Here is a 12,465-nt window from a genome sequence, read left to right as displayed (position 1 = left end):
TTGACGGACGCCGCCCAGCGTCGCTGGTTTGGCCCAATCGCGGTCCAGGAGGCCGCCATGTATCGAAGACCCTTGCTTATCACGTTGCTGACCCTTTTCCTTTCTGGTTGCTACGCAGGTCCCGGTTACTACGAATCCGATGTGTACACGCAGCCGACTGTCGTTGGCGGCGCCTACGCGTATGACAATGGCTATCGCGCTACCTACTATCAGGAGCGACGCATCTATGTGGCGCCTCAACCGCGCTATTACACCCAGCCTCGCTACTACGCCCCGGCACCACGCTATTACGCGCCACCGCCCCCGCCGCGCTACTACCAGCCGGGACGTCCACCGGGCTATGGCTGGAGAAACGACGGCTTTCGTGGCAATGGCGGTTTCGGCCGCAATGACGGCTTCGGACGTAACGACGGCTTCCGCGGCGACCGAGGCAATCGTGGCTGGGATGACCACGGTGGGCGTGGCGGACGAGATGGCCGTGATCATGGACGAGGCGGGCGCGGCGATGGTCGTGGCGGGCATCGCTAGCTGAAAGCCGCGCGCTCACGATCGTGTCAGCGCTGTGAACTGACTGCTGCAAACTGACTGCTGCAACATGACTATGGTGCCGACGCTCCGCGTCGGCACGCCTTTCTGGACGCTCTGCGTCCGATCTTGAAGGTGCATAGCGCGACCGGCATTGACTTTGCTGCCCGGCTTTCCTAGTGTCCGCGCATTGTTTTTACCGGATGTAACCATGACTAGCGACGACCGCATCAAGCTTGAGCCCAGCTGGAAAAATGCCCTGCGTGACGAATTCGAACAACCCTACATGGCTCAATTGCGCGAGTTTCTGCGTCAGGAGCACGCGGCGGGCAAGGAAATCTATCCGCCCGGTCCGCTGATTTTCAATGCGTTGAACTCCACGCCGCTGGATAACGTGAAAGTGGTCATTCTTGGCCAGGACCCGTATCACGGCCCGAATCAGGCGCATGGTCTGTGCTTCTCGGTGCAACCGGGTGTGCCGACGCCGCCATCGCTGGTCAACATCTACAAAGAGCTGAAACGCGACCTGAACATCGATATTCCGAACCACGGTTGCCTGCAATCCTGGGCTGATCAGGGCGTGCTGTTGCTGAACACCACCCTGACCGTCGAACGTGCCAACGCGGCGTCGCATGCGGGCAAAGGCTGGCAGCACTTCACTGACCGGATCATCCAAGTGGTCAGCGAGCATCAGCCGCATCTGGTGTTCCTGCTGTGGGGCGCTCATGCGCAGAGCAAGCAGAAACTGGTCGATGCGACCAAGCATCTGGTGCTGACCTCTGTCCATCCTTCGCCGTTGTCAGCCTACAAAGGCTTCCTGGGCAACGGGCACTTCGGGCGGGCCAACAAGTACCTTGAGCAAAACGGCATCGCGCCGATTGACTGGCGCTTGCCTGCGCTCTGATTTGAATTTGAAAGGGTTCCAGCGACCTGTTCAGTCAGCGAGCCGTTTGTTCCAGCGTCGGTACAGCGGCTCGGCGAGAAACAGCACGAACAGCAGGCGCATGACCTGCATGGCCGTGACCAGCGGCACCGACAGTTGCAGCACTTCGGCGGTCAGGCTCATTTCTGCGATGCCGCCGGGCATCATGCCCAGCGTCAGCGAACGCAGGTCCAGGTGGGTGAGGGCGCTCAGCGCCAGTGCCGCCAGCGCGGCGATCAGCATGGTCAGTGCAGTGCCCAGCAGCGTGCGCGCCAGGAACGATGGCGCACGCCGAAAGAACTCCCGATTGAAATGACAACCCAGCCCGCTGCCGATCAGCAACTGGCCAAGCTGGCTGGCACCGTTGGGCAGGCCGATTTTCAGATCCCAGACCACGCTCACCACGGCACTGAGCAGCAGCGGGCCAAACAGCCACGGATTAGGCTGTTTGAGGCGTTGCCACAGCCAGGCCAGCGCAGCCCCGAGCGGCAGCAGAACGGCCAGCCAGCGCCAGTCGACGACGCTGGCATGCAACGCGGGTGCGCCATCACCCAATAGGTATTTGAAGATCGCCGGCACGCACAGCACGACGGCAAGTACCCGCAGACTTTGTGCGGCCGCGACACTGCTCAGCGTTGCACCGTTACGAGCGCCGAGGTTGACCATCTCCCCGGAACCGCCCGGCATGCTGGAGAAGAACGCCGTAGGGCGATCCTCTCCGGTACGCAGCATCAGCCACACGCCGACCAGACACGACAGACTGGTAACCAGCGCACCGATGAAAATCAGCCCGAAATGCGCCAGTACCTGTTCGATGACTACCGGGGTGAAGTGCAGGCCGATGCCGATCCCGATGATCAGCTGACCACACTTGCGCCCGCCGGGAATCTGCGCCAGCTGCCAGGGTGTCAGGCAGCGCACCAGGATGATTGCCAGCAACGAGCCCACCATCCACGGCAACGGCCAGCCGACCTGGCTGGCGAGGTAGCCGCCCAGCAGGCCGATCAACGGTGTTGCCCACCATTGGCGCAGAGAGGAATCAGCCATGCGTCGCAGCAGCCTGCTGTTTGGCGCGCTTGCGCCAGATGCGCAGCAGCGGGAACAGCAGCATGAACACGGTCACCACCCAGACGCCAAGGGTAATCGGGCTGGACCAGAGGATCCCCAGTTCGCCGTTGGAGATCGACAGGGCACGACGCAGGTTCTGCTCCATCAGGCCACCAAGGATGAAGCCGAGCAGGATCGGCGACAGCGGGAAGTCCAGCTTGCGCAGGATGTAACCGAAGATACCGATGCCGACCATCAGGAACAGGTCGAACGTGGTGGCGTGCACTGCATACACACCGATGCCGGTGATGATCGCAATCACCGGCACCAGCGCCCAGTTCGGCACGGCAAGGATGCGCGTGAAGATGCGAATCATCGGGATGTTGAGGATCACCAGCATGATGTTGGCGATGAACAACGACGCGATCAGGCCCCAGACAATGTCCGGCTGCTGCTGAAACAGCATCGGGCCGGGCGTGATGTTGTACAGCGATAACGCGCCGATCATCACCGCCGTGGTGCCTGAACCCGGAACGCCCAGTGTCAGCATCGGCACCAGGGCGCCACAGGCTGTCGCGCCGATGGCAGTCTCGGGTGCCGCCAGGCCACGCATGTCGCCCTGGCCGAACTTGCCGCCAGCGCCGGCGATGCGTTTTTCCGTCATGTAAGCGACCGCGCTGGCCAGCGTCGCACCGGCGCCAGGCAATACGCCAAGGATGAACCCCAGCAGACCGCAGCGAATATTCACCACGAACACGGCAGCGGCTTCCTTGACGTTGAACATCATGCGCCCGGTGGCCTTGACTGCCTCCTGGCCGCGATGGGTTTTCTCCAGCAGCAAGAGGATTTCGCTGATCGAAAACAGGCCGAGCACCAGCACCACGAACTGAATGCCATCGGTGAGGTGTATGTTGTCGCCCGTGAAACGGTACACCCCGCTGTTGGCATCGATACCGACCGCAGACAGGAACAGCCCGATCAGCGCGGCAATGAACGTCTTCAACGGCCGGTCACCGGCCATTCCGCCCAGGCAGACGATCGCGAACACCATCAGCACGAAGTATTCCGCAGGACCGAAGGCAATCGCCCATTTGGCGAGCAACGGCGCGAACAGCACCATGCCGCAGGTGGCGATGAACGCGCCGATGAACGAGCTCCAGGCCGACAGCGACAGTGCGACCCCGGCCAGGCCCTGGCGGGCCATCGGGTAACCGTCCAGGGTGGTCATCACGGTGGACGCTTCACCCGGAATGTTCAGCAGGATCGAGCTGATGCGTCCGCCGTATTCGCAGCCCAGGTACACGGCTGCCAGCAGAATCAGCGCCGATTCGGGCGGCAGGCCCAGCGCGAAGGCGATAGGGATCAGCAGCGCGACACCGTTGATCGGTCCAAGCCCCGGTAGCAGGCCGACGACAGTACCAATCAATGTTCCGCACAGCGCCGTGATCAGGTTGTAAGGCGTCAGGGCGACACCGAAGCCCTGGCCCAGATAACCGAAAGTATCCATTTTAATTCTCCAGAACGCTGAGCAGGCCCAAAGGCAAGGGGACGTCCATGGCCTTGTCGAACAGCAGGTACAGGCCGACGCTCATCAGAATCACCACCACCACGCTCGGCAGCCAGCGACCGCCATACAGGCGGGCCATGGGGATGCCGATCAGAATGCTGCTGAGGATGAAGCCCAGCGGTTCGAACAGCCCTGCGAATACCAGCAGCAGGACGATGCACACGCCGATCTTGATCAGGGTCTCGCGGTCCAGCTCCGGGTCTTCCTCGGTGTGCACGATGGGTGTGGGTCTGATCAGCAGGTACAGCAGGGCGACGCCCATCAGCCCGAGCATCAGCAGCGGGAAGGCGCGCGGTCCGACCGGTTCATAGGAAAAAGGTGCCTGATAAGGCCAGGCCATAAGGGCAAGGCCTATGCATGCCAGCAACAGCACGCCAGCGAAGATGCGTTGTATGACCATGAGAAGCTCCTGAGTCGCGCCCTTTAGGCGGGCGCAACGGAATGTCAGTCAATTGAGTTCAATCACTGAATCAGGCCGAATTCCTTGGCCATCACTTTGTAGTCGGCAACCTGCTTCTTGACGTAGGTGTCCAGTTCCGTGCCGCTCATGGCGAACGGGAACAACTCGCGCTGGTCGCGCAGTTTGGCGAAGTCTTCGGAGGCCAGGATCTTGTCGAACGAGGCTTTCCACCAGTTGTAGTCTTCGTCGCTGACCTTTGGCCCGAGGTAGAAGCCACGCACTACAGGCCAGACGATGTCGTAGCCCTGCTCCTTGGCGGTAGGGATGTCTTTCATTTCGGGTTCGTCGATACGCTTCTCGGCGAATACCGCGAGCAGGCGCATGTCGCCGCTCAGAATGTGCGGCATGGAGTCGGAAATATCGGTACTGCCCACCTGGATGTGGCCGCCGAGCAACGCGGTGGCGATTTCACCGCCGCCTTCGAGTGCCACGTAGCGCAGGGCGCGCGGGTTGATGCCTGCGGCCTTGGCGATCAACGCGGTCTGCATCCAGTCCTGGCTGCCCACGGTGCCGCCCGAGCCGATCACGACTTTGCTCGGGTCGGCCTTGAGCGCCTGGACCAGGTCGTCGAGGTTCTTGTAGGGCGAGTCGCTCTTCACGGCGATGGCGCCATAGCTGGTGCCCACAGCGGCGAGCCAGCGCACTGCGTTTTCATCGAAACGACCGAATTTGCCCTGTGCCAGATTGAGCAGCGAACCGCTGGACCACGCGACCAGTGTGCCGGCATCGGCGGGGCGCTGCGCGACGACTGCGTTGTAGGCCACCGCGCCGACACCGCCTGGCATGTAAGTGACGCGCATCGGCGAGTTCAGAATCTTCTCGTTGATCAGTGCGCTCTGCACCAGTTTGCAGGTCAGGTCGAACCCGCCACCGGGCGAGGCAGGGGCAATGCATTCCGGACGTTTGGGTTCGGCAAGCAACTGGCTGGCAATCAGCATGCACCCAGCGGTGGCGGCTATATGGCGCAGGGAAAATTTCATGTTCAGTCTCCAGAGATATTGTTGTTTTTGGCAGAGAGAAGCTGTTCAGCAGGCGCTTTTGTCACGCGCATGGCGAAACCTGAGTGCTGTGTCACAGGGGCGGGCGTTTGCGCTGGTGTGTTGTTTCGAGGCGGGTAGCGGTAAGAGTGTGCAGAGCAGCCCTCGACGGGATGTGCTCCATGGGCTGGTGAGCCTGGGCGGGCGTAGACATGGCGTGACTCCGTTTAGCGATTTATTGTTTTTATTGTTCAGACGCATCCGGGCGCCTGTTTTTTACGTACCCTTTTGTCGGGTCTTCTCGCGATGCTAAACGACAAACCTTTCGTAAACCTTTCAGCTGCCTTTCGCGTCGTGATTGAAGAGCCGCGAAGCGTTTCTGGCCTTCACAGACGGCGGCCGGCCTGTAAACTCCACCGCCACGAGCCTCGATACCCCGATCGATAACAACAGTGACAATCAGGAGACGGCGATGCGTGTTCTTCTTGTGGAAGATCATCTGCAATTGGCTGAAAGTGTCGCGCAGGCGCTCAAAAGCGCGGGTTTGACCGTTGATGTGCTGCATGATGGCGTGGCTGCCGACCTGGCGTTGAACAGCGAGGAATACGCCGTTGCCATTCTCGATGTCGGGTTGCCGCGCATGGATGGCTTCGAAGTGCTGGCGCGTCTGCGCGCGCGCAGCAAAAACCTGCCGGTGCTGATGCTGACGGCGCGCAGTGACGTCAAGGACCGGGTCCATGGCCTGAATCTGGGCGCCGACGACTACCTGGCCAAGCCTTTTGAACTCTCCGAGCTGGAAGCCAGGGTCAAGGCCTTGCTGCGGCGCAGTGTGCTGGGTGGCGAGCGGCAACAGTGTTGCGGCGTGCTGGCCTACGATCTGGATACGCGACGTTTCACGCTTGGTGAAGAACTGCTGACCCTGACCTCTCGCGAACAGGCGGTGCTGGAAGCGCTTATCGCCCGGCCGGGTCGGGTGATGAGCAAGGAGCAACTGGCGGCGCAGGTGTTCGGGCTCGATGAAGAAGCCAGCCCCGACGCCATCGAGATCTATGTCCATCGTCTGCGGAAAAAGCTCGACGGGCATTCCGTGGCCATCGTGACCTTTCGCGGTCTGGGGTATCTGCTGGAAAGCCGTGATGATTAACGACAGCCTGCGCTGGCGGTTGTTGTGGAACCTGGCCTTGCTGCTGGTGGTGTTGATGCTGGCCAGCGGCATGAGCGCTTACTGGAATGGCCGCGAAGTGGCCGACACCGCCTATGACCGCACATTGCTGGCTTCCGCGCGGACCATCGCTGCCGGTCTGACCCAGCGTGATGGGACGCTGAGCGCCGACATCCCCTACGTGGCGCTGGATACCTTCGCCTACGACAGCGAAGGGCGCATCTACTATCAAGTCAATGACATTCATCAGAAGCTGATTTCCGGCTATGAAAACCTGCCTTCGCCGCCGCCCGGTACCTTGCGTACCGACGATTACCCGGCCCTGGCGAAATTTTATAACGGAACCTATCAGGGGCAGGATGTGCGTGTCGTCAGCCTGCTCAAGCCGGTGACCGACCCGGGCATGAACGGTACCGCTGAAATCCGCGTTGCCGAAACCCAGGAAGCGCGCAAGGGCATGGCGCGCAGCCTGATGGCCGACACATTGCTGCGCCTGGGCATGCTCGGAGGGGGCGCGCTGCTGCTGGTCTGGTTCACGGTAAGCGCGGCATTGCGACCGCTGGAGCGGCTGCGTACTGCCGTCGAGGAGCGTCAGCCGGATGATCTGCGCGCGTTGCCGATGGTTGAGGTGCAGCACGAACTGCGTCCGTTGGTGGGCGCGCTGAACCACTTTACCGAGCGACTGCGCGTGCAATTCGAGCGTCAGGCGCAATTCATTGCCGATGCCGCCCACGAACTGCGCACCCCGCTGGCCGCCTTGAAGGCGCGGGTCGAACTGGGGCTGCGCGAACGCGACCCGCAGCATTGGCGCAGCACGCTGGAGTCGGCGGCGCTCGGCACCGATCGACTCACGCATCTGGCCAACCAGTTGCTGTCCCTGGCGCGCATCGAAAACGGCGCGCGGGCCATCGCCGAGGGTGGGGCGCAACAGCTGGATCTCAGTCAACTGGCCAGGGAGCTGGGCATGGCCATGGCGCCGTTGGCTCATTCCCGGGGCGTGGCGCTGGCGCTGGAGGCTGATGAGCCGGTCTGGCTGCGCGGCGAGCCGACCTTGCTGAACGAGTTGCTGAGCAATCTGATCGACAATGCGCTGGCCCATACCTCGCCAGGCGGCAACGTGGTGTTGCGGGTCTATGCGCCGGGTGTTCTGGAGGTCGAGGATGATGGTCCCGGCATTCCTGCAGATGAGCGTGAACGGGTCTTCGAGCGTTTTTACCGTCGCAGCCAGCAGGGCAGCGGTGCCGGGCTCGGGCTGGCGATTGTGGGTGAGATCTGCCGGGCACATCTGGCCAGAATCACCTTGCACGAGGGCGCCGAGCGCGGCTTGAAGGTAAGGGTCAGTTTCAGCGCCACCTGATGGGTCGAGGCTAGTAGAGCATGCTCTTGGCTTCGTCCATCTGGGCGCTGAGCACGTCTTCGGCTCTGGCAAGTCTCAACTGGCTGTAGGCAGGCAGGTCGACCATTTCAATGAGGCTGAAGGGGTGGTCGGTATTTCTGTGGATATGCACCGTGGCGATCTGTACCAGATCGGTGTAGTCCGGGTTTTTCGAGACGCGCGCGAAGTTCTGGAACTGGCCTGGCACACAGGCCAGCGGTTCAGGGAAGTCCCATGAGCGCAGCAGGCGCTCGCCGATGACCGGATGAATGCTGTCGATCACGTGGTTGAGGCTGATCGGGTCGGACAGCAACTCGTAATGGTCTTCGGCATAGGTCAGGATCGGCAGAATCCCGATCAGGTGGATCAGCCCGGCGAGCGTGGCCTGATCAGGTTTCAGATTGGTGTAGCGTTGACACAGGGTGTAGCTGATACCGGCAACCTGCAGGCTTTGCTTCCAGATATCGCGCATTTTCTGTTCGATGACCGGCGATTTGGCGTGGAACATCTGCTCGACCACCAGACCAATGGCCAGGTTGCAGGTGTAGTTGACGCCCAGGCGTCGAATCGCGGTATTGACGTCGCTGACTTCAAAGTTCGGGCGCAGCAAGGGGCTGTTCGCAACCTTTATCAGGCGTGCCGAAAGGGCTGTATCGCTACCGATGACCTTGCTCAGGGCCGAGATACTGATCTCGGTGTCCTCTGCAGCCAGGCGAATTCTCAGTGCCACTTCCGGCAGGGTGGGGAGAAACAAGGCATCTCTGTCGATGGCCTTGATCAAGTTTCTCTGCACCTCGTCAGCCATCTTGCTCATGTTGCATCTCGCAGCTGTTGGGGGTGTCCAGAGTTATCCGCGCGCCCTTCAGAGCGCCAGGCTGTACTGGATCGCTCTAAAGACACTAGGAAGCTGAATGTGTTCGTCTGGCTAGCGCTGAGTTTCGAGTTTGCTGTCCAGTGTGTAGGGCAGTTCACTCATTTGCAGCGCTGCGCCTTCTGGCGAGCCAAGATTGATACGGCCGTCTTCTGCCGCATCACCCTGCAATACCGCGAGCAGTTCGATGTTCTGCCCATCCTGTGCGGCGATGACAACGTTGCCCACCGCGCTGGCATGCACCGGTGAGAACAGTGCCGTACCGGGCTGCGGGATATCTTCGCCGCTCAGGGTCAGGCGATAAAGCCTGCGCTTGAGTTTGCCAAGATATTGCATTCTGGCAACGATTTCCTGGCCGGTGTAGCAGCCTTTCTTGAAGCTGACGCCGCCAACCGCTTGCAGATTGATCATCTGCGGAATGAACTCTTCGCGAGTGCTGCCGAACACCTGGCCGATGCCGACACGTATCTGGCCCAGTAGCCAGTTGTTCAGCGGGGCTTCATTCAAGTGCGATGCCAGACGCGACTTGATGCTGTCGGCCTCTGCGCTGCGCACCCAAAGCTCGGCCCGGCCTGGCGAGACGCGGATCGCCATCAGATCGTTGGCGCGCACCACGCTATCGGTTTGCTGTGGCAGATCCAGCCCCAGGCTGACCAGCGCAGCGTCCCCGTCCTGCAGGCCGAAGCGCACCCAGTCTGCGCTTTCGTCCGTTAGCTTCGATTTGGAGAACACTGCGTATTTGCGCAGGTCGAGCAGTTGCGCCTCGATCAGTTCGCCAGCCATCGCCAGCAGGCAGCCATCGCCTTCGAACACGATGCGAAAACTCGACTGCATCCGGCCTTTCTGCGTGCAACGGGCACCCAGGCTGGATGTGTCTTCATTCAGATAGTTGAGGTTGCACGTCAGCTGACCCTGAAGAAACTTGCTGGCATCCACGCCGCGAACGGCGAGAACGCCCTCATGGGTTAGCGTGCAGAAAAAAGCTGTGTGGGCCATGGTCATCGCAGATTGGGAAAAAAGTCCGGGGGCACATCATAGTGCCGAGTCGAGGTTATGCATACGGGTACATGAAAACTGCTGCGACCATTGCGAGATTCGCGCGCCCGGCTCACGGCTGTATACTTGCCGCCTACTTTGAGGAGCGCTCCATGGTCGAAGACGTTGAACTCAACCGCCTTTACTGGCACAGCCGCCGCGGCATGCTTGAACTGGACGTGCTGCTGGTGCCGTTTGTCCGTGAGGTCTATCCACATTTGAATGACGTGGACCGCGATTTATACCGCCGCCTGCTGACCTGTGAGGATCAGGATATGTTCGGCTGGTTCATGCAGCGTGCCGAATCCGAAGATGCTGAATTGCAGCGCATGGTTCGCATGATCCTGGACCGTGTCCAGCCCCAGTGATCGCTTTGAATGTCACTGGCAGGCTTCACGTCTGCTGGTGACGGTGTATCTCGCGGTCCAGTGTCTGGCACTGGTCGCGTTGTACTGGCTGGACATCGCTGTGTGGGCTGCGGCGCTGGGTGTGCTGATATGTCTGGCGCACGCTGTCCGGGTGATACCACGCGCCATCCTGCTGACGCATCCGGCGGCATTCACCGCGCTCAGGCGCGATCATCAAGGCTGGCAGCTGTGGAATGCACGTGACGGCTGGCAGCCTGTGCAGTTATGTCCTGACAGTCTTGCCTTGCCGTGGGTGGTCATTCTGCGTTTTCGCCCGATTATCGCCGGTCGGCCGGCACGATCAATAAACAGTTGTTGTATCCCGCATGACGCATTGACGCCGGACATTCACCGACGTCTGCGCGTGCGTTTGAAATTCAGCAGGCATAGGTGGGCGGCACCAGAATAGTGTCCAGCGCCTCCGGCAACATATCGGGATAGTCCAGCGTGTAGTGCAGACCGCGGCTTTCCTTGCGCTGCATGGCCGAGCGGATCATCAGTTCCGCCACCTGCGCCAGGTTGCGCAACTCGATCAGGTCGCGGCTGACCTTGTAGTTGCTGTAAAACTCGTCAATCTCATCCAGCAGCAAGCGCACGCGGTGCTGAGCGCGCTGCAGGCGTTTGTTGGTGCGCACAATGCCGACGTAGTCCCACATGAACCGCCTCAGCTCGTCCCAGTTGTGCGCAATGATCACGTCCTCGTCCGAGTCAGTGACCTGGCTGGCATCCCAGGCCGGAAGGTCGGCGGGCATCTGCACGTCAGCCAATTGTTTCTCGATGTCTGCGGCGGCCGATCGGGCATAGACGAAGCATTCCAGCAGTGAGTTGCTGGCCATGCGGTTGGCGCCGTGCAGGCCTGTGAAGCTGGTCTCGCCGATGGCGTACAGGCCCGGCACATCGGTATGCCCCTTGCTGTCCACCATCACGCCGCCACAGGTGTAATGCGCGGCGGGGACCACTGGGATCGGCTCGCGAGTGATGTCGATGGAAAATTCCAGGCAGCGTTCATAGACGGTTGGAAAGTGCGTCTTGATGAAGGCTTCCGGCTTGTGGCTGATGTCCAGATACACACAGTCGATGCCCAGTCGCTTCATCTCATGGTCTATCGCGCGGGCCACGATATCGCGCGGGGCCAGTTCTGCCCGCTCATCGAAGCGTTGCATGAAGCGCTCGCCGTTGGGCAGCTTGAGGTAGGCCCCTTCACCGCGAAGTGCCTCGGTGATCAGAAAGCTCTTGGCTTGCGGGTGATACAGGCAAGTGGGGTGAAACTGGTTGAACTCAAGGTTCGCCACCCGGCAGCCGGAACGCCAGGCCATGGCGATGCCGTCGCCGCAGGCTCCGTCAGGGTTGCTGGTGTACAGGTAGACCTTGGCGGCGCCGCCCGACGCCAGGATGGTGAAGCGCGCGCTGTACGTATCCACTTCGCCACTGTGGCGATTGAGCACATAGGCACCAAGGCAGCGCTCTCCGTCCAGGCCGAGACGGCGTTCGGTGATCAGGTCGATGGCAGCGCGCTGCTCGAGCAATTCGATGTTGGGTCGCTTGATGGCCTGTTCCAGCAGGGTGCGAAAAATGGCGGCACCTGTGGCATCTGCAGCATGAATGATCCGCCGATGGCTATGGCCGCCTTCACGCGTCAGGTGAAATTCAAATCCACTTTCGTCGGTGTCTGCGTTATCGCCACGAGTGAAAGGCACGCCTTGATCGATCAGCCATTGAATCGCCTCGCGGCTGTGTTCGACAGTGAAACGCACAGCGTCTTCGTGGCAAAGGCCGCCGCCTGCGTTCAGCGTGTCCTCAACATGAGACTGCACGGTGTCGGTGTCATCCAGCACTGCCGCAACACCGCCCTGCGCCCAGAATGTCGAGCCATTGGCGAGATCGCCCTTGCTCAGGACTGCAATCCGCAGGTGGTCGGGCAGGGTCAGTGCCAGGCTCAACCCGGCAGCTCCGCTGCCGATTACCAGTACGTCATGCTGAAAATGTTGACTCATCTGCGAATTCTGCCCTTGGCGACCACTAGTATAAGTATTGGGGTAACGGCACAATAGCCGCGCCTACATGGCAATGTGAGACCACGGCGGGTCTGGATTGTGCTCCAGTCCCGGACGGCATGC

Annotated in this window: 13 protein-coding genes; 6 read left to right on the top strand and 7 right to left on the bottom strand. The window is 61.0% G+C overall.

Annotation, left to right across the window (positions count from 1 at the left end):
* Nucleotides 1-141: 141 nt before the first annotated feature.
* Together KBY08_RS05345 and ung are read left to right on the top strand one after the other, a co-directional pair.
* The gene (locus tag KBY08_RS05345) at nt 142-528 is read left to right on the top strand and encodes a hypothetical protein (RefSeq protein WP_161632398.1); all 387 of its coding nucleotides are present in this window, start codon (nt 142-144) and stop codon (nt 526-528) included.
* A gap of 208 nt (nt 529-736) precedes the next feature.
* Nucleotides 737-1,429, top strand: coding sequence for a uracil-DNA glycosylase (gene ung, locus KBY08_RS05340; protein ID WP_003405314.1), 693 nt, complete (start codon nt 737-739; stop codon nt 1,427-1,429).
* A gap of 30 nt (nt 1,430-1,459) precedes the next feature.
* On the opposite strand, the gene KBY08_RS05335 is transcribed toward ung, so the two are convergent.
* The 4 genes from KBY08_RS05335 to KBY08_RS05320 all read right to left on the bottom strand — a co-directional run bounded on the left by KBY08_RS05335 (nt 1,460) and on the right by KBY08_RS05320 (nt 5,507).
* Nucleotides 1,460-2,494: an AbrB family transcriptional regulator gene (locus tag KBY08_RS05335; protein WP_024651045.1), complete on the bottom strand. Its 1,035-nt coding sequence runs from the start codon at nt 2,492-2,494 to the stop codon at nt 1,460-1,462.
* On the bottom strand, nt 2,487-4,001 hold the full coding sequence (locus KBY08_RS05330; protein WP_003405319.1) for a tripartite tricarboxylate transporter permease: 1,515 nt from the start codon (nt 3,999-4,001) through the stop codon (nt 2,487-2,489). The genes KBY08_RS05335 and KBY08_RS05330 overlap by 8 nt, the downstream gene beginning before the upstream one ends.
* 1 nt (nt 4,002) lies before the next feature.
* Nucleotides 4,003-4,461 (bottom strand): tripartite tricarboxylate transporter TctB family protein, encoded by a 459-nt coding sequence (locus KBY08_RS05325; protein ID WP_011268760.1) that lies wholly within the window; start codon nt 4,459-4,461, stop codon nt 4,003-4,005.
* Between the two features lie 62 nt (nt 4,462-4,523).
* Complete coding sequence (locus KBY08_RS05320; protein WP_173924670.1) at nt 4,524-5,507, bottom strand: Bug family tripartite tricarboxylate transporter substrate binding protein; 984 nt, start codon at nt 5,505-5,507, stop codon at nt 4,524-4,526.
* A 463-nt stretch (nt 5,508-5,970) separates the two neighbouring features.
* Between KBY08_RS05320 and KBY08_RS05315 the strand changes: the two genes are divergently transcribed.
* Nucleotides 5,971-6,642, top strand: coding sequence for a response regulator (locus KBY08_RS05315; protein ID WP_003405325.1), 672 nt, complete (start codon nt 5,971-5,973; stop codon nt 6,640-6,642).
* Nucleotides 6,635-8,017, top strand: a complete 1,383-nt coding sequence (locus tag KBY08_RS05310; protein ID WP_003405326.1) for a sensor histidine kinase — start codon at nt 6,635-6,637, stop codon at nt 8,015-8,017. Before KBY08_RS05315 ends, KBY08_RS05310 begins: the two co-directional genes overlap by 8 nt.
* A 10-nt stretch (nt 8,018-8,027) precedes the next feature.
* On the opposite strand, the gene KBY08_RS05305 is transcribed toward KBY08_RS05310, so the two are convergent.
* Both KBY08_RS05305 and KBY08_RS05300 read right to left on the bottom strand, forming a co-directional pair.
* The gene (locus KBY08_RS05305) at nt 8,028-8,849 is read right to left on the bottom strand and encodes an HDOD domain-containing protein (RefSeq protein ID WP_003405327.1); all 822 of its coding nucleotides are present in this window, start codon (nt 8,847-8,849) and stop codon (nt 8,028-8,030) included.
* 111 nt (nt 8,850-8,960) lie between these two features.
* A complete protein-coding gene (locus KBY08_RS05300; RefSeq protein WP_164990161.1) occupies nt 8,961-9,902 on the bottom strand; it encodes a YgfZ/GcvT domain-containing protein in 942 nt (313 codons plus the stop codon).
* Nucleotides 9,903-10,054: 152 nt separating this feature from the next.
* On the opposite strand from KBY08_RS05300, the gene KBY08_RS05295 reads away from it, so the two are divergent.
* Nucleotides 10,055-10,309 (top strand): succinate dehydrogenase assembly factor 2, encoded by a 255-nt coding sequence (locus KBY08_RS05295; protein WP_003363729.1) that lies wholly within the window; start codon nt 10,055-10,057, stop codon nt 10,307-10,309.
* On the top strand, nt 10,293-10,757 hold the full coding sequence (locus KBY08_RS05290) for a protein YgfX (protein ID WP_024660704.1): 465 nt from the start codon (nt 10,293-10,295) through the stop codon (nt 10,755-10,757). Before KBY08_RS05295 ends, KBY08_RS05290 begins: the two co-directional genes overlap by 17 nt.
* Here the strand turns inward: KBY08_RS05290 and nadB are convergent.
* Nucleotides 10,726-12,342, bottom strand: a complete 1,617-nt coding sequence (nadB, locus tag KBY08_RS05285; RefSeq protein ID WP_003405338.1) for an L-aspartate oxidase — start codon at nt 12,340-12,342, stop codon at nt 10,726-10,728. The two genes, KBY08_RS05290 and nadB, sit on opposite strands and share 32 nt — an antisense overlap.
* Nucleotides 12,343-12,465 lie beyond the last annotated feature (123 nt).

The sequence above is a fragment of the Pseudomonas sp. P135 genome (assembly GCF_020312125.1).
GTDB classification, from domain to species: Bacteria; Pseudomonadota; Gammaproteobacteria; order Pseudomonadales; family Pseudomonadaceae; genus Aquipseudomonas; species Aquipseudomonas fragariae.
The sequence above is the reverse complement of the archived record's forward strand: the minus strand, read 5'-3'. Positions and strand labels throughout refer to the sequence as shown.

Excerpts from the sequence above, each read along its gene's own strand:
- ung (WP_003405314.1), top strand. The coding sequence starts at position 737 with ATGACTAGCGACGACCGCATCAAGCTTGAGCCCAGCTGGAAAAATGCC.
- KBY08_RS05335 (WP_024651045.1), bottom strand. The coding sequence starts at position 2,494 with ATGGCTGATTCCTCTCTGCGCCAATGGTGGGCAACACCGTTGATCGGC.
- KBY08_RS05330 (WP_003405319.1), bottom strand. The coding sequence starts at position 4,001 with ATGGATACTTTCGGTTATCTGGGCCAGGGCTTCGGTGTCGCCCTGACG.
- KBY08_RS05325 (WP_011268760.1), bottom strand. The coding sequence starts at position 4,461 with ATGGTCATACAACGCATCTTCGCTGGCGTGCTGTTGCTGGCATGCATA.
- KBY08_RS05315 (WP_003405325.1), top strand. The coding sequence starts at position 5,971 with ATGCGTGTTCTTCTTGTGGAAGATCATCTGCAATTGGCTGAAAGTGTC.
- KBY08_RS05310 (WP_003405326.1), top strand. The coding sequence starts at position 6,635 with ATGATTAACGACAGCCTGCGCTGGCGGTTGTTGTGGAACCTGGCCTTG.
- KBY08_RS05305 (WP_003405327.1), bottom strand. The coding sequence starts at position 8,849 with ATGAGCAAGATGGCTGACGAGGTGCAGAGAAACTTGATCAAGGCCATC.
- KBY08_RS05300 (WP_164990161.1), bottom strand. The coding sequence starts at position 9,902 with ATGGCCCACACAGCTTTTTTCTGCACGCTAACCCATGAGGGCGTTCTC.
- KBY08_RS05295 (WP_003363729.1), top strand. The coding sequence starts at position 10,055 with ATGGTCGAAGACGTTGAACTCAACCGCCTTTACTGGCACAGCCGCCGC.
- nadB (WP_003405338.1), bottom strand. The coding sequence starts at position 12,342 with ATGAGTCAACATTTTCAGCATGACGTACTGGTAATCGGCAGCGGAGCT.